The 20,366-nt window shown below is 63.5% G+C and carries 28 protein-coding genes and 1 tRNA gene; 12 read left to right on the top strand and 17 right to left on the bottom strand.

The annotated features are described in order from the left end of the window. Window positions 1-39 precede the first annotated feature (39 nt). Window positions 40-1,311 (top strand): dicarboxylate/amino acid:cation symporter, encoded by a 1,272-nt coding sequence (locus tag ACZZZM_RS02265; protein ID WP_463593489.1) that lies wholly within the window; start codon window positions 40-42, stop codon window positions 1,309-1,311. A 37-nt stretch (window positions 1,312-1,348) separates the two neighbouring features. Here ACZZZM_RS02265 and gorA read toward each other — a convergent pair whose 3' ends face one another. Genes gorA through pgi form a run of 3 tightly spaced genes read right to left on the bottom strand, consistent with a single transcriptional unit; the run spans window position 1,349 to window position 4,530 of the window. After that, entirely contained in the window at window positions 1,349-2,695 is a 1,347-nt protein-coding gene (gorA, locus tag ACZZZM_RS02260; protein WP_463593488.1) for a glutathione-disulfide reductase, read from the bottom strand. 54 nt (window positions 2,696-2,749) lie between these two features. Then, complete coding sequence (locus tag ACZZZM_RS02255; RefSeq protein WP_463593487.1) at window positions 2,750-3,040, bottom strand: alkylphosphonate utilization protein; 291 nt, start codon at window positions 3,038-3,040, stop codon at window positions 2,750-2,752. After that, window positions 3,037-4,530 (bottom strand): glucose-6-phosphate isomerase, encoded by a 1,494-nt coding sequence (gene pgi, locus ACZZZM_RS02250; protein WP_463593486.1) that lies wholly within the window; start codon window positions 4,528-4,530, stop codon window positions 3,037-3,039. Before pgi ends, ACZZZM_RS02255 begins: the two co-directional genes overlap by 4 nt. 101 nt (window positions 4,531-4,631) lie before the next feature. On the opposite strand from pgi, the gene lepB reads away from it, so the two are divergent. The 4 genes from lepB to ACZZZM_RS02230 are packed head-to-tail and all read left to right on the top strand — an operon-like array spanning window position 4,632 to window position 8,021. Beyond that, on the top strand, window positions 4,632-5,486 hold the full coding sequence (gene lepB / locus ACZZZM_RS02245) for a signal peptidase I (RefSeq protein ID WP_463593485.1): 855 nt from the start codon (window positions 4,632-4,634) through the stop codon (window positions 5,484-5,486). Continuing rightward, a complete protein-coding gene (gene rnc, locus ACZZZM_RS02240; RefSeq protein ID WP_463593484.1) occupies window positions 5,483-6,151 on the top strand; it encodes a ribonuclease III in 669 nt (222 codons plus the stop codon). The genes lepB and rnc overlap by 4 nt, the downstream gene beginning before the upstream one ends. After that, the gene (gene era, locus ACZZZM_RS02235) at window positions 6,148-7,041 is read left to right on the top strand and encodes a GTPase Era (protein ID WP_463593483.1); all 894 of its coding nucleotides are present in this window, start codon (window positions 6,148-6,150) and stop codon (window positions 7,039-7,041) included. The genes rnc and era overlap by 4 nt, the downstream gene beginning before the upstream one ends. Continuing rightward, window positions 7,038-8,021 (top strand): nitrilase-related carbon-nitrogen hydrolase, encoded by a 984-nt coding sequence (locus ACZZZM_RS02230; protein ID WP_463593482.1) that lies wholly within the window; start codon window positions 7,038-7,040, stop codon window positions 8,019-8,021. Before era ends, ACZZZM_RS02230 begins: the two co-directional genes overlap by 4 nt. A 99-nt stretch (window positions 8,022-8,120) precedes the next feature. Here ACZZZM_RS02230 and ACZZZM_RS02225 read toward each other — a convergent pair whose 3' ends face one another. Then, window positions 8,121-8,834, bottom strand: coding sequence for an NAD-dependent deacylase (locus ACZZZM_RS02225; protein WP_463593481.1), 714 nt, complete (start codon window positions 8,832-8,834; stop codon window positions 8,121-8,123). 56 nt (window positions 8,835-8,890) lie between these two features. On the opposite strand from ACZZZM_RS02225, the gene ACZZZM_RS02220 reads away from it, so the two are divergent. The 5 genes from ACZZZM_RS02220 (at window position 8,891) to ACZZZM_RS02200 (ending at window position 11,159) form a co-directional block, all read left to right on the top strand. Next, window positions 8,891-9,211 (top strand): hypothetical protein, encoded by a 321-nt coding sequence (locus ACZZZM_RS02220; protein WP_463593480.1) that lies wholly within the window; start codon window positions 8,891-8,893, stop codon window positions 9,209-9,211. A gap of 40 nt (window positions 9,212-9,251) precedes the next feature. Then, window positions 9,252-9,980: a 4-hydroxy-tetrahydrodipicolinate reductase gene (gene dapB / locus ACZZZM_RS02215; RefSeq protein ID WP_463593479.1), complete on the top strand. Its 729-nt coding sequence runs from the start codon at window positions 9,252-9,254 to the stop codon at window positions 9,978-9,980. Next, on the top strand, window positions 9,977-10,645 hold the full coding sequence (nth, locus tag ACZZZM_RS02210; protein WP_463593478.1) for an endonuclease III: 669 nt from the start codon (window positions 9,977-9,979) through the stop codon (window positions 10,643-10,645). Before dapB ends, nth begins: the two co-directional genes overlap by 4 nt. Before the next feature lie 12 nt (window positions 10,646-10,657). Continuing rightward, window positions 10,658-11,038, top strand: coding sequence for a hypothetical protein (locus tag ACZZZM_RS02205; protein WP_463593477.1), 381 nt, complete (start codon window positions 10,658-10,660; stop codon window positions 11,036-11,038). Between the two features lie 44 nt (window positions 11,039-11,082). Then, window positions 11,083-11,159, top strand: a tRNA-Arg gene (locus ACZZZM_RS02200). A gap of 10 nt (window positions 11,160-11,169) precedes the next feature. On the opposite strand, the gene ACZZZM_RS02195 is transcribed toward ACZZZM_RS02200, so the two are convergent. The 4 genes from ACZZZM_RS02195 to ACZZZM_RS02180 all read right to left on the bottom strand — a co-directional run bounded on the left by ACZZZM_RS02195 (window position 11,170) and on the right by ACZZZM_RS02180 (window position 13,809). Further along, window positions 11,170-12,270 carry a site-specific integrase gene (locus ACZZZM_RS02195; RefSeq protein WP_463593476.1) on the bottom strand — a complete coding sequence of 367 codons (1,101 nt, stop codon included), beginning with the start codon at window positions 12,268-12,270 and terminating at the stop codon, window positions 11,170-11,172. Further along, complete coding sequence (locus tag ACZZZM_RS02190; RefSeq protein WP_463593475.1) at window positions 12,267-12,446, bottom strand: hypothetical protein; 180 nt, start codon at window positions 12,444-12,446, stop codon at window positions 12,267-12,269. Before ACZZZM_RS02190 ends, ACZZZM_RS02195 begins: the two co-directional genes overlap by 4 nt. Before the next feature lie 6 nt (window positions 12,447-12,452). Next, window positions 12,453-12,971 (bottom strand): hypothetical protein, encoded by a 519-nt coding sequence (locus ACZZZM_RS02185; RefSeq protein WP_463593474.1) that lies wholly within the window; start codon window positions 12,969-12,971, stop codon window positions 12,453-12,455. 79 nt (window positions 12,972-13,050) lie between these two features. Continuing rightward, window positions 13,051-13,809, bottom strand: a complete 759-nt coding sequence (locus ACZZZM_RS02180) for a hypothetical protein (protein ID WP_463593473.1) — start codon at window positions 13,807-13,809, stop codon at window positions 13,051-13,053. A 368-nt stretch (window positions 13,810-14,177) separates the two neighbouring features. Here ACZZZM_RS02180 and ACZZZM_RS02175 point away from each other — a divergent pair, with 368 nt between their 5' ends. Then, window positions 14,178-14,663 (top strand): hypothetical protein, encoded by a 486-nt coding sequence (locus ACZZZM_RS02175; protein ID WP_463593472.1) that lies wholly within the window; start codon window positions 14,178-14,180, stop codon window positions 14,661-14,663. A gap of 628 nt (window positions 14,664-15,291) precedes the next feature. Next, window positions 15,292-15,885: a hypothetical protein gene (locus ACZZZM_RS02170; protein WP_463593471.1), complete on the top strand. Its 594-nt coding sequence runs from the start codon at window positions 15,292-15,294 to the stop codon at window positions 15,883-15,885. Window positions 15,886-15,998: 113 nt separating this feature from the next. On the opposite strand, the gene ACZZZM_RS02165 is transcribed toward ACZZZM_RS02170, so the two are convergent. The 9 genes from ACZZZM_RS02165 to ACZZZM_RS02125 all read right to left on the bottom strand — a co-directional run bounded on the left by ACZZZM_RS02165 (window position 15,999) and on the right by ACZZZM_RS02125 (window position 20,306). Beyond that, window positions 15,999-16,667: a hypothetical protein gene (locus tag ACZZZM_RS02165; RefSeq protein WP_463593470.1), complete on the bottom strand. Its 669-nt coding sequence runs from the start codon at window positions 16,665-16,667 to the stop codon at window positions 15,999-16,001. Next, a complete protein-coding gene (locus tag ACZZZM_RS02160; RefSeq protein ID WP_463593469.1) occupies window positions 16,612-16,884 on the bottom strand; it encodes a hypothetical protein in 273 nt (90 codons plus the stop codon). The genes ACZZZM_RS02165 and ACZZZM_RS02160 overlap by 56 nt, the downstream gene beginning before the upstream one ends. Then, window positions 16,881-17,312, bottom strand: coding sequence for a DUF6950 family protein (locus tag ACZZZM_RS02155; RefSeq protein WP_463593468.1), 432 nt, complete (start codon window positions 17,310-17,312; stop codon window positions 16,881-16,883). Before ACZZZM_RS02155 ends, ACZZZM_RS02160 begins: the two co-directional genes overlap by 4 nt. 150 nt (window positions 17,313-17,462) lie before the next feature. Continuing rightward, window positions 17,463-18,689: a phage major capsid protein gene (locus ACZZZM_RS02150; protein WP_463593467.1), complete on the bottom strand. Its 1,227-nt coding sequence runs from the start codon at window positions 18,687-18,689 to the stop codon at window positions 17,463-17,465. 78 nt (window positions 18,690-18,767) lie between these two features. After that, entirely contained in the window at window positions 18,768-19,028 is a 261-nt protein-coding gene (locus tag ACZZZM_RS02145) for a hypothetical protein (protein WP_463593466.1), read from the bottom strand. Window positions 19,029-19,165: 137 nt separating this feature from the next. Next, complete coding sequence (locus tag ACZZZM_RS02140) at window positions 19,166-19,324, bottom strand: hypothetical protein (RefSeq protein ID WP_463593465.1); 159 nt, start codon at window positions 19,322-19,324, stop codon at window positions 19,166-19,168. Next, on the bottom strand, window positions 19,324-19,572 hold the full coding sequence (locus tag ACZZZM_RS02135; protein ID WP_463593464.1) for a hypothetical protein: 249 nt from the start codon (window positions 19,570-19,572) through the stop codon (window positions 19,324-19,326). The genes ACZZZM_RS02140 and ACZZZM_RS02135 overlap by 1 nt, the downstream gene beginning before the upstream one ends. A gap of 255 nt (window positions 19,573-19,827) precedes the next feature. Next, a complete protein-coding gene (locus ACZZZM_RS02130) occupies window positions 19,828-20,064 on the bottom strand; it encodes a hypothetical protein (RefSeq protein WP_463593463.1) in 237 nt (78 codons plus the stop codon). Between the two features lie 2 nt (window positions 20,065-20,066). Further along, a complete protein-coding gene (locus ACZZZM_RS02125) occupies window positions 20,067-20,306 on the bottom strand; it encodes an HNH endonuclease (protein ID WP_463593462.1) in 240 nt (79 codons plus the stop codon). Between the last annotated feature and the right edge of the window lie 60 nt (window positions 20,307-20,366).

The raw sequence follows: 20,366 nt of genomic DNA, 5'->3' as shown, positions 1-20,366 counted from the left end.
TGGGGCGAGTGATAGCGCCGCAAATTGAAAAGGGCGAGCATGTCGCAACCAACCCGTATTCTGTTGTCGCTGATCGTCGGGCTGATCGTCGGCGCCGCGCTTGCCGGCTATTCCGCCGCAGCGGCACTGAGCGTTGCCGATTGGGCCCAGCCGATCGGCCAGGCATGGCTGAACGGATTGCAGATGACGATCGTGCCGCTGGTCGTCGCGCTGCTGGTGACCGGGGTTACCGCGACTGCCGAGGCAGCGCGGGCAGGGCGGTTGGCCGGACGGGCGATCGTGCTTTACGTCACCGTGCTGTTCCTGTCGGCCGCGATCGCCGGCGTGCTCACGCCCCTGTTCCTCGAAATCTGGCCGCTCCCACAGGAGTCCGCGGCCGCGCTGCGTGCCGCACTGGCGGGCGCCGAGCAGATCGGGCCAGTTCCGCCGCTCGGCGAATTCTTCGCGGCGATCATCCCCGCCAACATCATCAAGGCGGCGGCTGAGAATGCGTTCCTTTCGCTGATCATCTTCTCATTGGTGTTCGCATTCGCAATCACCCGCGTGGGCCAAGAGGCGCGCACCTTGCTGGTCTCCTTCTTCTCCGCATTGCGCGACGTGATGCTGGTGGTGATCAACTGGGTGCTGTGGATCGGGCCGGTCGGCGTGTTCGCGCTTGCGCTGGTCGTCGGCGCCAAGGCAGGAACGGGGGCCTTTGGCGCACTGATCCATTATATCGTGATCGTTGCCAGCGTGGGCCTGGTCGTGACCTTGTTCGCCTATCCGGTCGCAATATTCGGCGGACGGACCCGTCTCGGCCGCTACATCCGCGCCGCCCTGCCGAGCCAGGCGGTGGCGTTCAGCACCCAATCCTCGCTTGCCACCCTGCCGGTGATGATTGAGGGCGCAACCGAACTGGACGTGCCGGTCGCAGTCTCGGGGGTGACGCTTCCGCTGGCAGTGGCGATCTTCCGCGCGACCGGTCCGGCGATGAACTTCGCCGTGGCGATCTATGTCGCGACCTGGTTCGGCGTGCCGCTTAGCCCGGCAACGCTGGCCGTCGGAGCAATCGTTGCGGCACTGACGTCGCTGGGATCGGTCAGCCTGCCCGGGACGGTCAGCTACGTCAGCGCGATCGCGCCGGTTGCGTCGACCATCGGCGCGCCGGTGGCCCCACTCGGATTGCTCGTCGCCGTCGAGACGATCCCGGATATCATGCGGACGGTCGGCAACGTGACGTGGGACCTGGCCGCGACCATCTGGCTGGCGCGCGGGGCGGACAAGGTGCCGCTCGACGAAGCGGACGCGATCGTGCGGCACGAGGGGATATAGAGCAATGGCCCCCTCCCTGTGGAAGGGAAGCGGAAGGCTATTTGAGCAGTACCAACTCCTCGGCCATGCTCGGATGGAGCGCCACGGTCTGGTCGAAATCGTCCTTGGTGAGGCCCGCCTTCACGGCGATCGCGGCGGCCTGAAGGATTTCGGGCGCATCGGGGCCGATCATGTGGAGGCCCACTACGCGGCCGGTGGTGGCGTCGCAGACCATCTTGTAGAGCGCGCGCTCGTTGCGGCCCGCGAGCACGTTCTTCATCGCGCGGAAGTCTGACGTGTAGACCGCGACCGAGCCGAGCTTGTTGCGGGCCTGGCTCTCGGTCATCCCGACGCCCGCCATCGGCGGATGGCTGAACACGGCGCTGGGGATGTTCTCGTAATCGACCTTGTGCGGTTTGTTGCCAAAGACGGTGTCGGCGAACGCCTGGCCTTCGCGGATCGCGACGGGGGTCAGCTGGACGCGGTTGGTGACGTCGCCGACCGCGTAGATCGAGTCGACCGAGGACTGGTTGTCGTCATTGACCTTGACCGCGCCCTTGTCGTCGAGCTCGACCCCGGCTTCGGCGAGGCCCAGACCCATGGTGTTGGGCATGCGGCCGGTGGCGAAAAGGACGCAATCGACTTCGACCGCGTCGTGGCCGCTGGTCTTGACCTTGAGGCAGCCGTCTTCCTGGCGTTCGATGCTCTCGAATTCGGAGTTGAAACGGAACTCAATGCCCTTGGTCAGCGAGATATGGAGCAGGCGGTCGCGGATCGCCTCCTCGTAACCGCGGAGAATCACGTCCGAGCGGTTGATGAGAGTCACCCGGGTGCCGAACTCGTTGAAGATGCCGGCGAATTCGTTGGCGATATAGCCCGCGCCCGCGATCATGATGCGGCGAGGCAGCTTGTCGAGGTGGAAGACCTCGTTCGAAGTGATGCCGTGCTCGCTGCCGGGAAATTCGGGGCTGTGCGGGTGCGCGCCGGTGGCGATAAGAATGTACTTCGCCGTGATCTTCTTGCCGCTGGCCAGGGTGACCTGGTTGGCGCCGGAGACGGTGGCGCGCTCGAGGATGATCTCGACATGATTGTTCTCGAGCGTCTGCGCATAGAGGCCGTTGAGCCGATCGACTTCGCCCAGCACATTATCGCGCAGCGTCGGCCAATCGAAGCCGCATTCGGGAACCTGCCAGCCGAAGCGCTTGGCGTCCTTCAAGTCCTCGGCGAAATGCGCGCCATAGACGAGCAGCTTTTTGGGGACGCAGCCGCGGATGACGCAGGTGCCGCCGACGCGATATTCCTCGGCCACAGCGACCTTCGCGCCATGCGCCGCGGCAATGCGCGATGCGCGCACGCCGCCCGAGCCCGCGCCGATGACGAAGAGGTCATAGTCATAGTCGGCCATCGGGATCGGTCCTTATCGAATAGGCACGGCAGATAGGGTGCGCCAGGCCGCGGCTCAACGCTTGCGGACAAACTCGGCGCGCAGAACGAGGCCCTTAATGCCTTCATACTTGCAGTCGATCTCCTGCGCGTCGCCGGTCAGGCGGATCGACTTGATCAGCGTGCCGCGCTTGAGCGTCTGGCCCGCGCCCTTGACGGTGAGGTCCTTGATCAAAGTGACCTGATCGCCGTCGGCGAGCAGATTGCCGACCGAATCGCGGACTTCGATCGCCTCGACGGCGCTTGCTTGCGAGGCCGGCACCCATTCGCCGCTGGCTTCGTCATAGACATAGTCTTCGCCGCTCATCCGAAAGCGCGCCGCATCAGGTCGTCGGTTGAAGCATCGAAATCCATCCCGCCCTGATCGGCCGCCTTGGCCATCTGCTTGCCGAGCTCGACGCCGAACTGATCGAATGGATTGATGCCGAGCAGCACGGCGTTCACGAAAGTGCGCTGCTCGTAGAAAGCGAGCAATGCGCCGAGCGTGCGCGGATCGAGTTTGTCGAGCAGCAGTGTCGAGCTTGGACGGTCGCCGGAATAAGCGCGCGCGGGGTCTTCATGGCTCTTGCCCGCCATGAGCGCCGCCCCCTGCGCAAACATATTGAGCAGGAGCTGGCGGTGATGATCCTCGGCGAGCGCGTCGCCGGCCTCGATCACGCCGACGAATTCGACGGGGACCAGGTGCGAGCCCTGGTGAAGCAACTGGAACACTGCGTGCTGCGCGTCGGTGCCGATGCCGCCCCAAGTGATCGGGGCGGTGGGGTACGTGACCGGCTCGCCCTCGGCCGTGACGCTCTTGCCGTTCGATTCCATCTCGAGCTGCTGGAGATAGGAGGGCAGCAGGCGCAGCCGCTGATCATAGGCGAAGGTCGCGCGAGTCCCGCAGCCGCGGGCCTGGGTGTAATAGAGGTCGGCAAAGGCAGCGAGGACGGGAGCGTTTTGCGCGAGCGGGGTCAGGCGGAAATGGCGGTCCATCTCGGCCGCGCCCTCCAGCAGTTCCTCGAACGCATTCCAGCCGAGCGCGAGCGCCGCAGGGAAGCCGATCGACGACCAAAGCGAATAGCGCCCGCCGACGCTTTCCGAGAATGGCAGGACGCGCGTTTCGTCGACGCCCCATTCGATTGCCTTGTCGGGCGCGGCGGTAAGCGCAACGACCTGGCCATAGGGATCCTCGACCCCATTTTCCTGCATCCAGGCCAACGCGCTTTCCGCGTTGAGCATGGTCTCAGTAGTGGTGAAGGTTTTCGAGGCAATCGCGAGCAGCGTCGTCTTCGGATCGAAGCGCTCCATTGCATCTTCGAGCGCGACGCCGTCGACATTGGAGACGATCGCGACTTCGTAGCGGTCCGTGTCGCGGCCCAGCGAATCGACGAGTAGATCGGGTCCGAGCGCCGAGCCGCCGATGCCGACGTGCAGGATCGAACGGACCGGCCCGAACGCCTCCGCCTCGATCGCGTCGATCAGCCCGCGCATCCGCTCGCGATAGCCCCGGGCCAGCGCGACGCTGTCGGGTGCCCCTTCGCCGCGCTCGGCGCTATGCTCGGCGGCGCGGCCTTCGGTGACGTTGATCGCTTCGCCCGCGAACAGCGCGTCACGCTTCGCGGCCAGTCCCATGGTCTCGGCTAATGCCGAAAATGCCGAAACCGCCTCGGGCGTGAGATGCGTTTTCGACCAGTCGAAATGCACCCCGGCGACGTCTGCGCTCAACGTGGAGACGCGATTCGCGTCCTGCTTGAACAGCTCGGTAAGCGAGCTCGGCGCCAGCGCGCGGATGCTGGACCAGTCGGGCAATGCCATGTTCATCTCCTGTCGCTCACGCCCCTATCGTCCCGTAACCGCGCCTGCCAGCAGGATTCACCCGCTTGACCTCGCCGCCCGCCCCAAGCAGAGCAAACGCCATGGATACCAAGCCCTCCGACGAAGCCGTCCCCGCCGGCCAGGAAAATCAGGCGCAGGCCGCCGCCGCGACCGCCGAACCCAAATCGGAATGGCGCGATCTGGGCCTTTTCCTGATTAAATTGGCCGCGATCGTCTTCTTCGTGCGCAGCTTCATCTTCTCGCCCTTCGTCATTCCCAGCGAATCGATGATGCCGCGGCTGCTGATCGGCGACTATCTGTTCATCACGAAATGGAATTACGGCTATTCGCGACATTCGCTGCCGTGGAGCCTGCCGCTGATCCCGGGGCGGCTGTTCGCCGGCGATCCGGCGCGCGGCGACGTAGTGGTGTTCAAGGCGCCGCCGACCGATAATACCGACTGGATCAAGCGCGTAATCGGCCTGCCGGGCGACACCGTGCAGATGGTGGCCGGCCAGCTGATCGTGAACGGCAAGGCCGTGCCAAAGCAGAAGATCGCGGACTTCTCGCTGCCGATCACGCCCAATTTCACCAAGTGCCAGACGCAGTTCCAGGTGGTGGAGAATAATCAGCCGGTCTGCCGCATCCCGCGCTTCCGCGAGACGCTGGACAACGGCAAGACCTATGACGTGCTCGACCAGGGCTCGCGCCTTCAGGACGATACGCCGGTATTCACAGTGCCCGCCGGCCATGTTTTCCTGATGGGCGACAATCGCGACAATTCGACCGACAGCCGCTTCAGCCATGAAGAGGGCGGGATCGAATTCGTGCCGCTGCAGAATCTCGAGGGCAAGGCCGTGGTCAGCTTCTGGTCGACCGATGGCAACGCCAATTGGTTCCTGCCCTGGACCTGGTTCACCGCGGCGCGCTGGAGCCGGATCGGGGAAGGCTTTTGAGCCCCGATCTCGGGGGGTGGATCAGCAAGACTTTCGGCGAGAAACCTAGGGACCTGGCCGCGTTCGAGCGCGCGCTGACGCATGGCAGCCAGGCGGCGGCGAATTACGAGCGGCTTGAGTTCCTGGGCGATCGCGTGCTGGGGCTGGTGATCGCCGAATGGCTGTTCGAGCGTTTCTCGAATGAAGCCGAAGGCGCGCTTTCGCGGCGCTTGAATGCGCTGGTGACCGGCGCGATGTGCGCAGGCGTGGCGCGCGAAGTGGGCGTGGTGCCGCATCTGCGGCTCGGCAAGCAGGCGCGCGACGATGGCGCCGCTGACAGCGACAATGTTTTGGGCGATGTGATGGAGGCGCTGCTTGGCGCGCTCTATCTGCAATCGGGAATCGCGCCGGTGCGCGCGTTCATCCGCAGGAATTGGGAAAGCCGGATCGAGGCGCATGCGCAGGCGCCCCTGCATCCCAAATCGGCGCTCCAGGAATGGGCCGCGGCGAACAATCGCAAGCCGCCCGAATATGAAATCACCGATCGCTCGGGACCCAATCACGCGCCCAAATTCGTGGTGACGGTGCGCATTCCCAAGCTCGCCGAGGCGAGCGCTCCGGGCACGAGCAAGCAGGAAGCCGAGACGGCGGCGGCGGCGGCGCTTCTGGAGAAACTGGCGAAATGACCCAGCATTGCGGTGTCGTAGCAGTCGTCGGCGCGCCGAATGCGGGCAAGTCGACGCTGGTCAATGCGCTGGTTGGTCAGAAGGTTGCGATTGTCAGCCCCAAAGCGCAGACGACTCGCGCCAAGCTGCTCGGCATTGCGATCGAGGACGAGGCGCAATTGCTGCTCGTCGATACGCCCGGTATCTTCACGCCAGAGCGCCGGCTCGATCGCGCGATGGTTGCCGCGGCATGGGAAGGCGCCGAGGGCGCGGATTTGATCGCACTGGTGGTCGATGCCAAGGGCGGGATCGGGCCCAAGGTTCATCAGATCCTAGAGAGCCTGTCAGGCCGCAAGGAGCGCAAGATCCTGGTGCTCAACAAGGTCGATGTAGCCGACAAGCCGCGGCTGCTGGGCCACGCCGCCAAGCTCAATGAGGCAGGCGCGTTCGACGAAACCTATTTCATCAGCGCTACCACCGGCGACGGGGTGCCCGAATTGAAGGCGGCGCTGGCGAAGGCCATGCCCGAAAGCGCGTGGCACTTCCCGGAAGATCAGGTCAGCGATGCGACCGAGCGGATGATCGCCGCCGAAGTGACGCGCGAGCAGATCTATCTCCAGCTCCATGCCGAGCTGCCTTATGCCAGCGCCGTCGAGACCGAAAAATATTCGGAGCGCAAGGATGGATCGGTCGAGATTCATCAGCAGATTCTGGTCGAGCGCCCGACCCAGCGCGCGATCGTGCTTGGCAAGGGCGGTACGCGCCTAAAGGAGATCGGCAGCCGCGCCCGCGCCGAACTCAGCCGGATCATGGGTGTAAATGTTCATCTCTATCTTCATGTGAAGGTAAGGCCGGAGTGGCAAGAAGACCGCTCGCTTTACCGTGAGATAGGGCTGGACTGGGTGGAATGAGTGAAAAGCTGAAGGTAGCCATCGTACAGGATAGTCCCGCGCCGCTTGCGGTGGCGCAGGGCATGGAACAGGTGGTCGCAAAGGCCCGCGAGGCGATCGAGATGGGCGCCCGGGTCATTGCCTTTGGCGAGGCGTTCCTCGGCGGATATCCGGCCTGGCTCGATCACGTTCCGGCGACCTCGCTTTGGGACCATCCCGGCACCAAGGAACTCCATGCGCTGCTGCTCGCGCAAGCGATCCGCGGCGACGACCCGCGCTTCCAGCAGCTGCAATGGGCAGTCGATATTGCCGGCGTTGCGGTCTCGGTCGGCGGCTATGAGCGCGTCCGCAACAGCCTCTATTCGACGCAATTCCTGTTCCGGCCCAAGGCCAAGGTGCTGCGGCACCGCAAACTGATGCTTTCGCCGTCCGAGCGGCTGTTCCTCGGCTTGGGCGACGGCTCGACGCTCGATGTGCACGAAGCTTCATGGGGCAGGATCGGCCAGCTGGCATCGGATGAGCATTGGATGCCGCTTACCCGCGCGGCGATGCATCACGCCGGCGAGACCGTACACATCGCCGCCTGGCCGACGCTCCACGACATTTCGCTGCTGGCATCGGCGCACTATGCCTATGAAGGCCGCAGCTTCGTGCTCGCCGCGGGCACGGTGCAGCACAAGGACGAAGTGATCGCTGGCTATGAGGCTGCGGGCGGCGATGGAACGGCGCGCAAGCTGCTCGACCGCCTGCCCGAGGGACAGCTCCAGCATGGCCGCAGCGCGATCATCGCCCCAGACGGCGTCGTGCTGGCGCAGGCCGGCGAAGGCGCCGAGATATTGCTGGCGGAGCTCGACCTGGGCGAAATCCCGCGCGGGCTCGGGGCGATGGACACGGATGGGCAGCATGCGCGGCCGGACGTGTTCGAACTGCGGGTCGATCGCCGCGAGCGTACGGGGATCGTCGATATCGCCGATGATTCCGACGAGACGCGGGCGGCTTAGTCACCGCATTTTTATTCCTCGTCATGCTGAACTTGTTTCAGCATCCATCGTGCAACGAGTAATGACTTCACTTGTGGAACGCTGGACCCTGAAACACGTTCAGGGTGACGGTGAATTGGTGAGCACTTCCGCCACCCATTCCGGCACCAGCTTCCCCGCCGACCCCATCCTGCTCTCCGCGAACCAGATGCTCCCGCCGGACGGATCGAGATTGAGCTCGAGCGTCGCGGCGCCATGGTAGCGCGCGGTCTGGACGAAGCCTGCGGCGGGGTAGACCGCACCCGACGTCCCGATCGAGACGAACAGATCGGCATCGGCAATCGCGCGCTCGATCGCTTCCATCCGATAGGGCATCTCCCCGAAGAACACGATGTCCGGGCGCAGCGCGGGCTCGCCGCAATCGGGGCATTCGCTTTCCGGAGGCAGCGAATCTGCCCAGCCGTGCCGGATCCCGCACAGGGCGCACAGCGCGGACTTGAGTTCGCCATGCATGTGGATCAGCCGCCTGGCCCCGGCGCGCTCGTGGAGATCATCGACATTCTGCGTGACGATCAGCAGTCCGCCCGGCCATTCGGCATCGAGCCGCGCAAGCGCCATATGCGCCGCATTGGGCTCGACCGTGGCGAGCTTGGCCCGGCGCTCGTCATAGAAACGGTGGACCAGCTCGGGATCGCGGTGCAGCGCCTCGGGTGTGCAGACGTCTTCAACGCGCTGCCCCTCCCACAGCCCGCCCGGCCCGCGAAAGGTGGCGACGCCGCTCTCCGCGGAAATGCCGGCGCCGGTGAGGATCACGATGTTTTCGATTTCGCGCATGGTGCGGCCTTACTGCCTGCCACGCCCCTGCCGCAAATCGCAGTCTAGCATGCGGCATGCTCCTTCTCGCCCTCGCCTTGCTCGCCCAGGATCGCCCGATGCTGCCAGCGCCCGACGATGACGGTACACGCACCGCATCGCCCCAACGCGCGGACGAAGTCATCATCAACGGCACGCGTGACATGTCGCGCTTTCGCGCCGGGCCGGTCGATGGCGCGCGATGGGCGGAGAAGCCGATCAGGCCGAGGTTCAACTTGCCCGGCGGCGCGCGCGGGGCTGTCTATGCCGAGCAACGCTCGCTGCCCGGCGCGAGCGCACCCGCGGCGATGGTGCGGCTGCAGATCCCGTTGGGCCGCAAGCCGGCCAGGAAGAAATAACCCTGTTGCCCCGCCGCCGCTTTGTGCGACACGGACGGCCATGATCAGCATCGGCATTTACGGCAGCCTCGGCCGGATGGGGCAGGCGATCGCGAACGCAGCGCCTGCGCTCGGCGCGCGGATCGCCGGCGGCGCGGACGCGCAGGACGATCCCGCGCGCATTGCGGCCGCGGCGGACGTTCTTGTCGATTTCTCGGCGCCGGCGGCACTGGAAGCGCACCTTGCCGCCGCCCGCGCGGCGCGCACGCCGATCGTGATCGGCACGACCGGCCTCAGCCGTCGCCACCATGACGCGATCGATGCCGCCGCGGCGGAGATCGCCGTGCTCCAGACCGGCAACACCTCGATAGGCGTCGGCCTGCTCGCGCGGCTGGTGCGCGAGGCCGCGGCGCGGCTGGGGAACGACTGGGATGTGGAAATCGTCGAGATGCACCATCGCCACAAGGCCGATGCCCCTTCGGGTACTGCGCTGATGCTGGGCGAGGCGGCCGCCGCGGGCATGGGCACGACGCTGAGCGAGGCGGGCGTCACCGGTCGCGCGGGGCTTACCGGCGCGCGCGCTTCGGGAACGATCGGCATGGCCAGCCTGCGCGGAGGATCGGTGGTCGGCGATCACAAGGTCATCTTCGCCGCCGATGGCGAGCGCATCGAAATGGTCCACCGCGCCGACGATCGCGCCATCTTCGCGCGCGGCGCCGTCCAGGCGGCCTTGTGGCTCGCGAGGCAGAAGCCGGGGCGCTACGCAATGGATGCGGTGCTCGGGGTTTGAAAAAGTCTGAAATCGTCGAGTTCTTCGCGCGGCTGGCGGAGGACAATCCGCACCCCGAAACCGAGCTCGAATATTCCAACGCCTATACCCTGCTGGTCGCAGTGGTACTCTCGGCGCAGATGACCGATCTGGGGGTCAACAAGGCGACGCGCGCGCTCTTCGCCAAGGCCGATACGCCGGAAAAGATGGTGGCGCTCGGCGCCGAGGAAGTGGCGGGGCACCTCAAGACGATCAATTTCAACAACACCAAGACCCGCAACGTCATCGCGCTCAGCCAGGCGCTGATCGAGCGCCACGGCGGCGAAGTGCCCGAGGACCGCGCCGCGCTGGAGGCGCTGCCGGGGGTTGGGCGCAAGACTGCGAACGTCGTGCTCAATTCGGCCTTCGGGCACGAGACTTTCGCAGTCGACACGCATATCTTCCGCGTCTCCAATCGCACGCGCCTCGCGCCGGGCAAGGATGTCGTCGCAGTCGAGCTCAAGCTCGAAAAGCGCGTGCCCCAGCCTTTCCGGCTGCACGCTCATCACTGGTTAATCCTGCACGGCAGATATACCTGCAAGGCTCGGACTCCCGAATGCTGGCGATGCATCGTTCGCGATCTTTGTCCGTTTCAGCCAAAGACCCCTGCGCCGCCTACGGCCAAGCGAGCCGCCGGCGCCAGCTAGAAGGACTGCCTTATGCGCATTCTGCTCGCCGCTTCCGCCCTGCTCCTCGCCGCCGCACCGGGCAGTGCCGGGCAGCATCACAGCCAGGCCCCCGAAGCCACGCCTACTGGCGACCCGGTCAGTTGCGTCCGTCTCACCCAGGTCCAATCGACTCAAGTGCGCGACGGCCAGACGATCGATTTCATGATGCGCGGCGGCAAGGTCTATCGCAACACGCTGGACGGCGGCTCGTGCCCCCAGCTCGCGAACCAGAAGCGTTTCAGCTACAAGGTGAGCGGCGGCCAGCTCTGCTCGGTCGACATCATCACTGTGCTGAATGAGCCGGGGCTGAGCCAGGGTGCAAGCTGCGGCCTGGGCGAGTTCCAGCCGGTGAAGCTCGCCACTGCGCACTGAGGCACTGGCGCGCGCCGCCACGCTTTGCTAGGCGCGCGTTCCAGGCACCCGTAGCTCAGCTGGATAGAGCGCTGCCCTCCGAAGGCAGAGGCCACAGGTTCGAATCCTGTCGGGTGCGCCATCTGTCGCATTTATACCTCCGTTTTCAGTATGTTAGGCGCTTCGGTGGCTAACCGCTCACGAAGGTTAGCCATCAGCATCTCGGCAGCAGCGTCCGAAAGCGCGACCTGATCCGCCGCTGCCGTGTACCTGGACACCTCGCTATCGGTGGTGTGCCCGGTCCATGATTTGATTTGTTGGTTAGTGCAGCCAGCTTCCGCGAAACGCCGAGCTGCAGCCTTGCGCAGCCCGTGAGCCGTACAGCCCGGCAGCCCAGCTTCGTCGCACCACTGGCGCATCTTGTTGCCAAAGCCTTTGCGGGAAAACGGCCTGCCGTGCTGGCTCAACAGAAAGACTAGGCCTTGCGTCGGCGTTGCGAGGATCGATGCCGACAATGGTGCGAGCACTGGCAGGGATACCGTCGCGCCCGTTTTCTCTTGCGTCACCACAAACCGCTTCTGGCGAATATTGCCCGGCCCCATGACGCGCGCGTCACCGCCGCGCTGACCAGTCCAGAGCATGAGGTCCAGCGCTAGTCGCGCCTTCGAGCCCAGCGGGTGCCGTGTCTCGTATTTAGCGATCTCGTCCTCGGTCCAAGTATGGAAGCCTGTGCCTGTAACTTTGTAGGGGCGCGTCGCTGCCACTGGGTTTCCCGACGCCATGCCCGATCGAATTGCAAAGGCCATCAGCGCCCTCAACCGCTTGCGCAGCATGTTTGCCGCGGTCCTATGCGGAAGCATGTTCGTCATCATCTTTTCGACGTGTTGGGCATGGAGGTCGCGCACGGCTATCTCGCCGTAGCGCGCACCATTTTTGCCCTTAGTCTCGCGCCAGCGCTCGATAACGCCGCGATAGACAACTCGAGTGCGCTCACCGGGATCTAGGAAATCGGGCGAGCGGTAATAGCGCTCGATCAGGTCATCGAACGTCCCCGGCTTAGCGCGCCCAGCACCCGGTTCGACGGCAGGCGCCGCCTTGCCCGTTTCGCAGGCATGAAGCTCCTGGCGGAAACCTTCAGAGCCGGGCGGGCATTTGAAATAATAGGTCTGGAAGCCTTTGCGTCGATAGCGATAGCGCGCCTTCCCGTGCCGGTCGCGGAACTCACTTACGTAGGTGGGCAGCCACCGCTTCACCCTAGCGCCTCATCAAAACCATTCGGTCCCTTTTCGGCCGCAGCTTTGCCGACTGTCACTACCATCCCGCCATCGACCGCCAGATAGACGCGCACGTCATTACAGCCGACCTTCTGCGCCGCGCGCAGGGCGCGAGTGAGATCGGATTCACGGAACAGGGCGCGACGGGAAGCCATGCGCTGTTATCGCGCCTCCGCTTCGCCGGCGTTACCGCCGTCAGCATCATGGCCAGACCAAACAATGATAGCAGCCAGCAACCGGCGGGCGATCAACTGGACGGGCAGAACCACCATCACCGAGTCCACTTCAAGATCGCCCCTTTTGAACGCTCGCAGCGATCCATCCTCAGCCCGCGCTAGAGAGAAGTGGGCGTCGCCGTCCCTGTTGAAAATGCGCGTCCAAGGGCTGCCATTCAGCAATTCGGACCGATCCTGCTCAAGATGATCGAGATATCCTTTTGCAGCTTCGCCCGCGATGTGAGCGGCCTCGCTCACCTGTGCTTTGAAGGCGCGCGAAAGGGTCCACGTTAGGTCCACCCGCAGTAGATCCATAAAGCTGAACATGCGCCGCTTGCCTATGCGGTGAGGCACCACATGTTTATATCGCACCCAGTTATCGAGCGTGTCGTTATCCGCCTGCGTTAGCAACACCGCGTCGGCCTGGCTGAAGTACGGGGCGAAGGCGTCGAAATCGTCTGTCACGTGATTCTCCGGTAGCGTTACTGGAGTATATGTCGGTAACGCTACCGGATTGCAAGCGGTAATCTTACCGGACAAGGCGTCAGCCGAGCGTATAGGTGCCGGTTTCTTCGTTCAGAATGCCCTGTTCGCGGACCAGTTCGATCATCGCGTCGCGAGCGCCCATCTGCCACATCGTATTGTGATAGCGCTGGAGCAGGCGACGGCGAGGGTAACGTGCCCAGGCGTCCTGCAGGCTTAATCGTTCCGTGGTCGGCATGATTTCTTCCCACGAAATTTCGCCGTAATGATTGTGAACGTAAATCCTGCCGCCAGCCGAAACATAGGCCGCGATGGCCTCTTCGGTCGAAGCAAACGTGCTTTGATCAGAGAAGCGGCCGAGAATGTTTAGTAGGTGGATGACATCGCGGCGGCGTTGGGGCTTAGCTTCTAGATGCGCCTTCAATGCATCGTACCGCGGCTGGCGCAGTTCCTCCTGTGCGTCACAAGGCAGCATGAACTGAACAGCAACGTCGCCCGCCCTGTTGGTAACCGCTGTGAGCTCGATGCCCGAGCTGAGTGCCGCATCGAGGAATGCAATTGAATAGCGGCCATTTTCCCCGGTTTTTACGCCGCGGAGTTGCAGCAACATATCCTCTACAGAAGGGGCCAGGGTGAGGTCTGGGCCGTGGCGATCTGCCGGGCGCCCTTGTTCATCGAGATACGATTTTACCGTCGCGCGCGCGGCATCGATAGTGGTCATCATGTTCATGTCGTTACTCCCCAAAGCATCGGAGCCGGCGGGATCGTCGGCTGATTGAATGATAGCGGGAGTGTCGGGCGGGTCGCGGATGATATCCATGCGGGTTCTCACTGGTTTCGGCCTGCTACAGCCTGCGTTCCCACGTCGCGGACGTGGTGCCGGGAGAGTAGCAGCCTGCCAGTGAGACAGGTGGAGCGCTTTCCCCTCGAAAGGGTATTGTATGGCGCACCGCTCCCGACGTAGAACGTCGTTCAGCGGTGGACGCCAATCCACGCTGCTATTTCGGCACTCGCCCGCGCCAACGGGTAAGCGCCTATCACTGGTCAGGGCTGCTACACCCACTGATCACAATGCATATTTCGAGAATCAAGCGCAAGCATCCTCCGCCAAGGGGATCGCTTCCGCGCGTGCGCATGTAGAACAACGCTGTTAAAGCCAGCATTCCAGTGCTGGAGAAAAGGGCGAGCATGATGGGAGAATTCGACGACTTCACGCGCAGGTTGAGCAGTGAACACGAAGATAAGTCAGCGGATCACGACGCTATGGAAGCGAGAGAGCGTGAGGCGCGTGATGCGCAAAGGGATCGGGACATCGCATTAATCGAGACGGTTGCAACACCGATCATTGAGGAAGCGAAGGCTGCCTGCGAAGCGCAAGGCATGCGCCCGGTTGTCACTAGAAATTGGATCCCAGATCGTTTCCAAAATCCGGCGATCGAATTTCAGCTTTTCGGCCCAAAGAAGCGCCCGCACGACACGAGTACATACGAAATTGAGGTGAATAAGACTGTAGTCCGGGTAGAAGATGGGAAGCTGCGGGCGTCCATTACCAAGCGAGGTTCTAATCGCTCCCTCGGCCAAGATTACGTCGGGTACGACGTGGACGGCATTAAGCAGGCCCTAAAGCACTCAATCAGTTCCTATTTCGAAGAAATCGAGCCGGGAACGGGCTGAGGGATTTTCGATGCGATCGTGTCGGGAAGACGAGAGCATCTTTCCGTCAAGGGGACCGCTCCGCGCAGCGGTGTAGCCACACCTCCGTCCATGATCGCTCTACCTACGGCTTCCGTGCGAATAGAGAGCCCGCTACAATACGACCATGATCCCACCATTGAGACGCAAGCTCCGCCCTCCGACCCATGTTGGCGGCCTCCCTGTGCCGCCGCAGAATGTTACGATTGAACGGGTGAAGGTATGGCCGGAGGATTATCTTCGCGAGCGCCGTAATCAGGCTACACCAACGAGCAATGACGCGGCCATCATCGACGCAGAGCTTCGAGTGCGCGAAGCATGGCGCGGCCCTGCCGCTTACTCCCTCTACATTGCTATCTTTGCGCTCTTGGTGGCTTCGATATCACTGTATGTGGCTATGGGTTCGGCTAGCGTGAATGCGAAAGTGGCGGCGGAGAGGCCCGCACACTAACCTAATTTTCTCGCCCACCTCCATTAGCTGCTTGATCGGGGAAGCGCGCGCGTGATCGGCCCGATGTGGATTATGTGATCTCGTTGGCGTTGACTCGCTGGCGATGGCAGTTCCAAAACCCCTGTCGGGCAAACGCCTGAGCTAGAGGGGGAAACTACCATGAAATACCAGTTTGTTGCCGCTGCATGCCTGCTGATTGCGGCGCCGGCTGCCGCCCAGACAGTTGTCAATCCTACGCCGGTTCCGGTGGTCAATCCGACGCAAGCCGTTGTGGTGTCACCAACTCAGGCGCCCGCCCTTATTCCCGAGCAGGCTGCCGGCAACGTGCTCCGTGCTGGCGCCCCTGTCCCGATCGCGCTTTCCGAACCGCTGACCACGAAGGGAAAGCACCTAAAGGTTGGCCGGCTGGTCCGTTTGGAGGTGGCGCAGGACGTCATGCTTGGCGGGCGGCTTGTGATCCCCGCGCGTAGCCCAGTCGAGGGCGTTCTAACGGAAGTCCGCAACAAGGGGATGTGGGGCAAGTCGGGAGCGATCCGCCTGCATATCAATTCGGTCACGATCAATGGCGTCACCGTACGCCTCACGGGTGATATGGACACTCGCGGCGACACGGGCACGGCAGGCGTCGTGGGTTCGATCGTCGTGCTCCCGATCGCCGGGTTCTTTGTGACCGGCACGAGCGCTGAAATGCCGCTCAACATGCCCGGTCGCGCATTTCTAGACCAGGACATCGCGCTGGCGCCTACTTCATAACATTGGGGTTTGAGTGGGCCAGACAAGCGAGAGCTTGCCTGGCCTGCTGCATTTCGTGTGCGTTGCGTACGCCGATATCACGCCGCCGCTCCCTGAGACCTCCGCGGCACCGATTAGCCGAATAGGGCTTCCGGATCGCAACGTTTTCCCACTTCGTCATCAAACCAGGCGCCCACACACTTCTGTTCCATGCCGCGGCTATCAATCCGAACGAGCCAGGCCTCACCGCCAACCAGGTATTCCCCATTGTCGAACGGCTCGCGGCGCTGTTGCTGGATCAGATCCTTGGCGACCGCGAACGCTTCATCGCCGGCCGGTGCCCTGTCGGCCGTGAATGCCGGATGCGAGCCGCCTCCGGTGAGAAAGTGGTTCACACGGGCCATAGCGAACGCTCGGTACGGCGGCGGGAAAATGCCGTCATCGGTATTCGCGAGGCACCAGGCGCTAGCACCTTCCCGCGCGTGCCATGCGGCCACCACGAGCCCGGTTGAAATGGGGCGATCGTAAAGCGGTCGGGCTATCTCGAGGACTTGCCGCATCACGCCGGGTAGAGCGGACAGCAGGGCGCGCAAGTGCGTCTGGGGCACGCACGAAAGCAGCGGCAAATACGTGTCTGGAACGAGGTCGCCTGTGAAGGAAATGGCTGCATGATAATCGCCGCCGCTCATCGACGCGGCCTTCGTCCCAAAGCTTAGGATTTTGCCCTCTGCATCATAGAACGCGGAATCAACAAGCAGGAACGCCGCCGCGCTGCCATCCGTCCAGATATTCATCGCCGTCATGTAGCATCCCCTTAATCTCCAGCCGCCCGACTGGCTTCTTTGCTGGAATGGCGGACAGGCCATTCGCCACCGTGGCCGCAGCTCCGGCGATCTGCGCCACCGAACTAAAGCTCGCGCCGAACAATGCTGCCCCGGGTCCTAGGGCCAAACCTACGCCCGTTGCAGCCAACGCCACCGCGCCGGCCACCATTCCCACCGTTTTCAGCGCTCCGCTCATATCAGACTCCATGCCCCCACCATGGGCGCTGTCGGGATGAAATTGACCAGCCCCTCTGCCCCATCATCAAACCAGCCTAAGAGCTTGTTGCCCCCGGCGTTCAGCATCACGGCGTCGAAGGGCGAGCCCTTTACGAGTACCACGTCGCCCACGCGCAGCCGGGCTTGCGGGACGCGCATGAGGATAGAATCCAAAAGCGTTTCGAGCGTGCGATGCCCCATTTTACGAAGCGCCCGCTTCGCGCCGATGACTGTAGCAAAATCAGGGATCGTCGGCGGCGAATATCCGAACGCTGTCATCTGCGCGTGCAGGAGGTGAATGCACGTCACGCCGTTCGCGAAGTCGATAGCCCGTTTCCGATACGCGTCAGCCACCGCCTTTGTAACTTGCGCGCGCTCGGGCGGCGTCAGTGGCGCGATGCTAGACATAGGGTGCGCGTGCGACCTGCGAGGCGGGCTTCGGTTTAGCTTTCGTCATGGGATACCCCTGAAGTTTCAATTGCAGGTGAGCGAAGTTTGGGATGCGGCGGTCCGGAATGCCGCAGCCGGGGAGCTTTTCGGGCTCCCCGGTGGGTTCGCTTAGCTGGCGGCGATCTTGAGCAGCCGAATTGCGTTCGGATCGGCCACGCCGCCGCCGACTCGCTTGGTCACGTAGAACATGACGTAAGGCTTGTTCGTATAGGGGTCGCGCAGGACGCGGGAACCCGTGCGGTCGTTGATGAGATAGCCGCGCTTGAAGTCTCCGAACGCGATCGGATAAGCGTTCGCAGCGATATTCGGCATGTTCTCATCGATCTCGACCGGGCGGCCAAGCAGCGTGGCCGGCTGGCCCACGATCATGCTCTCGCGCCACATCAGGTCGCCGTTGCCGTCTTTGAACTTGGCGATCGTCGCGGCGGTCAGGCTGTTCATCAGCCAGGTTGCGTTCTGCCGATACGGGGCAGGCAGACTGTAGCTGAAGCTGATCAGCTTATCGAGGGCGGACGTTCCGTCGCTGCCCAGCGCCGCGGCTTCGCCGCTTACCACAACGGTCAGGTTGCCGCCGGGGTGAACGTCAGCGGACGCCCCGCCGGTGATGTAGCCGAGGAAGCCGCGCGGCTTGTTCGTGCCGTTGCCCGAGACAAAGGCGATCGATTCCTGCGCGCCAAACTCGACATCAACCTGGTCGGCAATCCATTGCTCGACGTTGAAGTCAGCATCATCAAGCAGGCGCTGCGTGATCGCCGGATTGGCGTAGATCTCGCCGGCTGCGAACTCGACGGGATCGAGGCCCGGCGTGCTGGTCTCCGGTCGGGCTGCGGTCTCACCGACCCAGCCGCTACCCCATACCCGGTCGCTCCAGATGGTCGAGTATGCGCCCACCGTGGTTGTCTGCACTGTGGCGATGCGGCGCATCGGGCTTGTCGCGAGCAACGCCTGATTGATCTTGCGGTCCCATTCGACCGGGGCGAGATAGCCGCCCGCGTCCGCCGTGCCGACGCTCATCGCTGCCTGGATATGCGCGCGGTGGCCGATCTTGTTCGCGGCCTTCACGGCGCTCTCGTCATCGCCCTTGCGGAAGTAGCTCGCGAAGGCCTGGGTGTATTCGGGATCCGCCGGCCGCGCGATTGCGGCGCCGCCGTTGAGCACGTTCGCCGCGATCTGTTCCGCGGTCCATGCTTCGTGGGCGTTGAGGCGGCCATCGTACTTCGCCTTGAAGTCCTCGAAGGCGTTATTGAGCTGCGCCAGGATTGCTTTGGGGTCGGTCTCAGCGCGAACGGCGCCACGGATTGCACGCGGGCGTGCGGCGTTTGGAGTCTGCAACATATTGGGTTTCCTCTCGATCATCATCACGAGAGGCGTGGCCCATCTGAATTTCAAAAAACGCGGTTTATGGATGCTACTTTAGCCCTCCCGAATAATCCGGGCGTATCGCTTGGCCAGGGTTACCGCGGCGCAACGCGCAATCTCCCGATCCTCCGCAGCCCAATTGGCCTCGGGCAGCCGCCGTCCGCCTCTCCCCTCCATCCGTGAGTGACGCTCGGCGCGTATCAATGCCGCCGTATCTATGTCGGGATCGGTCGCCAGCGTTTGCAGCGGGTCCGGGTCCAGCGCGCGCAGTAGGGCAATCACGCGGTCACCGGGGTCTCGGTCAATCTCGGCCAAGGTCGTCCGCAATACGCGCCGTGCTAGGCGCGCTGCCTGCGCATTCGCGCTCCCGTGCCCACAGGTGGCGGCGAGCACCGCCACGCGCTCAGCATCGGGCCGCCGGGGTCGCGCCATCGCATAGACGCGCAACCGGCTCAGTTCTCGAATATGCACAGGCCAAGCTCATCGAGAACCTTGTAGAGATATATCCGGTCGCGGCGGTTGATCCTGCCAGCAAAGAGGCGGTCTAACTCGCGCTTGCCGAGCGGCTGCACGTCTTCCCAATCGCCCTCGGTTTGTCGGCGCGCATCCATCAATGTGCCCTCCGCATGTTGTCGAGCAACTGGCGCTCCTGCACGTCGAGCGCCGAGCGCAGCCATTCGATCGCCTCGAGTTCCGTCTTGCCCGCGTGCATCGCCAGGTCGTGCGCCGAGTAGATCGCCGCGATAGCCGCATCCTCGGCGGCCACACCGCGGGCAACGCATTGCTCGGCAGCTCTTCGATTGATGCGCCGGCACAATTCTATGTGCGCGATGCTCTGGTCTTCATCGGTCATGTTCAAGTTGCGAGTCCTTTTTGAAAAGTGCGCACCGCAATCAAAGAAATCGGAAAAATTCTGCGCGTGGCTGAGCGGCGGTGTGCGAAGCGGGCGCCGGGGCCAACATTGTTGCCGCCCCCTTCGTCAAAGGACCGCCGCCTAGTTTCGCTGCTATAATCGCCCTCAAAAAACCTTTGCGCGCGCGCCCGCGAGGCGTTTCCTGTGTTAGCGATAATTCCATTGGAAGGGGCGGTCCAAGGCCGGCGAGGCGGTTAGGTTTCATGCCCCCGGCTCCGGCTCGTCGTCGGTGTCGTCCACGTCCCACACGCTATCGTGCGCGAACTGCTCCACCTCTTTGCAGACCTCGTTGTCGTCGATCCTGAGGATTGCCTGGCATGCCATCATCTTGGCGGCGGCGTTGCGGCTCTCCATCCCGAGCAGCAGAAGCTCGGCAATGGCATCGTCAACGATCGCCCGGACCTTATGGCCGGGATCGTCATGGTTCCTATCGATCATCATCATTCCTCCACTGGCCATCCGTCTTCAGCGATGCGTGGCCGGCGCCGTCGCGTCTTGCCTTGGTCGCGCGCCTGCTTGTCGAGGTCGCAGGGTGTGCATAGCAGTTGATAGTTTGAGCGAGCATCGGTGCCGCCCTTGGCTTTCGGGATCTTGTGGTCGGCGATCGTGCCCACGGTTGTGCGGCCTTGTCGGGTGCACTCTTCACACAGGATGACGGTCGCCAGCAGGTGCGCCCGCATCTGTTCGTGTGCCTTGCCGTAGCCGCGCGACTGCCGGCTGGTTGTTGGCCAAGCAATATT

Source organism: Sphingomonas sp. AC522, from assembly GCF_979258125.1.
This window is presented reverse-complemented; position numbering and strand designations above follow the sequence as displayed.

Excerpts from the sequence above, each read along its gene's own strand:
- ACZZZM_RS02265 (WP_463593489.1), top strand. The coding sequence starts at position 40 with ATGTCGCAACCAACCCGTATTCTGTTGTCGCTGATCGTCGGGCTGATC.
- gorA (WP_463593488.1), bottom strand. The coding sequence starts at position 2,695 with ATGGCCGACTATGACTATGACCTCTTCGTCATCGGCGCGGGCTCGGGC.
- ACZZZM_RS02255 (WP_463593487.1), bottom strand. The coding sequence starts at position 3,040 with ATGAGCGGCGAAGACTATGTCTATGACGAAGCCAGCGGCGAATGGGTG.
- pgi (WP_463593486.1), bottom strand. The coding sequence starts at position 4,530 with ATGGCATTGCCCGACTGGTCCAGCATCCGCGCGCTGGCGCCGAGCTCG.
- lepB (WP_463593485.1), top strand. The coding sequence starts at position 4,632 with ATGGATACCAAGCCCTCCGACGAAGCCGTCCCCGCCGGCCAGGAAAAT.
- era (WP_463593483.1), top strand. The coding sequence starts at position 6,148 with ATGACCCAGCATTGCGGTGTCGTAGCAGTCGTCGGCGCGCCGAATGCG.
- ACZZZM_RS02230 (WP_463593482.1), top strand. The coding sequence starts at position 7,038 with ATGAGTGAAAAGCTGAAGGTAGCCATCGTACAGGATAGTCCCGCGCCG.
- ACZZZM_RS02225 (WP_463593481.1), bottom strand. The coding sequence starts at position 8,834 with ATGCGCGAAATCGAAAACATCGTGATCCTCACCGGCGCCGGCATTTCC.
- ACZZZM_RS02220 (WP_463593480.1), top strand. The coding sequence starts at position 8,891 with ATGCTCCTTCTCGCCCTCGCCTTGCTCGCCCAGGATCGCCCGATGCTG.
- dapB (WP_463593479.1), top strand. The coding sequence starts at position 9,252 with ATGATCAGCATCGGCATTTACGGCAGCCTCGGCCGGATGGGGCAGGCG.
- ACZZZM_RS02205 (WP_463593477.1), top strand. The coding sequence starts at position 10,658 with ATGCGCATTCTGCTCGCCGCTTCCGCCCTGCTCCTCGCCGCCGCACCG.
- ACZZZM_RS02190 (WP_463593475.1), bottom strand. The coding sequence starts at position 12,446 with ATGGCTTCCCGTCGCGCCCTGTTCCGTGAATCCGATCTCACTCGCGCC.
- ACZZZM_RS02180 (WP_463593473.1), bottom strand. The coding sequence starts at position 13,809 with ATGGATATCATCCGCGACCCGCCCGACACTCCCGCTATCATTCAATCA.
- ACZZZM_RS02175 (WP_463593472.1), top strand. The coding sequence starts at position 14,178 with ATGATGGGAGAATTCGACGACTTCACGCGCAGGTTGAGCAGTGAACAC.
- ACZZZM_RS02170 (WP_463593471.1), top strand. The coding sequence starts at position 15,292 with ATGAAATACCAGTTTGTTGCCGCTGCATGCCTGCTGATTGCGGCGCCG.
- ACZZZM_RS02165 (WP_463593470.1), bottom strand. The coding sequence starts at position 16,667 with ATGACGGCGATGAATATCTGGACGGATGGCAGCGCGGCGGCGTTCCTG.
- ACZZZM_RS02160 (WP_463593469.1), bottom strand. The coding sequence starts at position 16,884 with ATGAGCGGAGCGCTGAAAACGGTGGGAATGGTGGCCGGCGCGGTGGCG.
- ACZZZM_RS02155 (WP_463593468.1), bottom strand. The coding sequence starts at position 17,312 with ATGTCTAGCATCGCGCCACTGACGCCGCCCGAGCGCGCGCAAGTTACA.
- ACZZZM_RS02150 (WP_463593467.1), bottom strand. The coding sequence starts at position 18,689 with ATGTTGCAGACTCCAAACGCCGCACGCCCGCGTGCAATCCGTGGCGCC.
- ACZZZM_RS02140 (WP_463593465.1), bottom strand. The coding sequence starts at position 19,324 with ATGGATGCGCGCCGACAAACCGAGGGCGATTGGGAAGACGTGCAGCCG.
- ACZZZM_RS02130 (WP_463593463.1), bottom strand. The coding sequence starts at position 20,064 with ATGATCGATAGGAACCATGACGATCCCGGCCATAAGGTCCGGGCGATC.
- ACZZZM_RS02125 (WP_463593462.1), bottom strand. The coding sequence starts at position 20,306 with ATGCGGGCGCACCTGCTGGCGACCGTCATCCTGTGTGAAGAGTGCACC.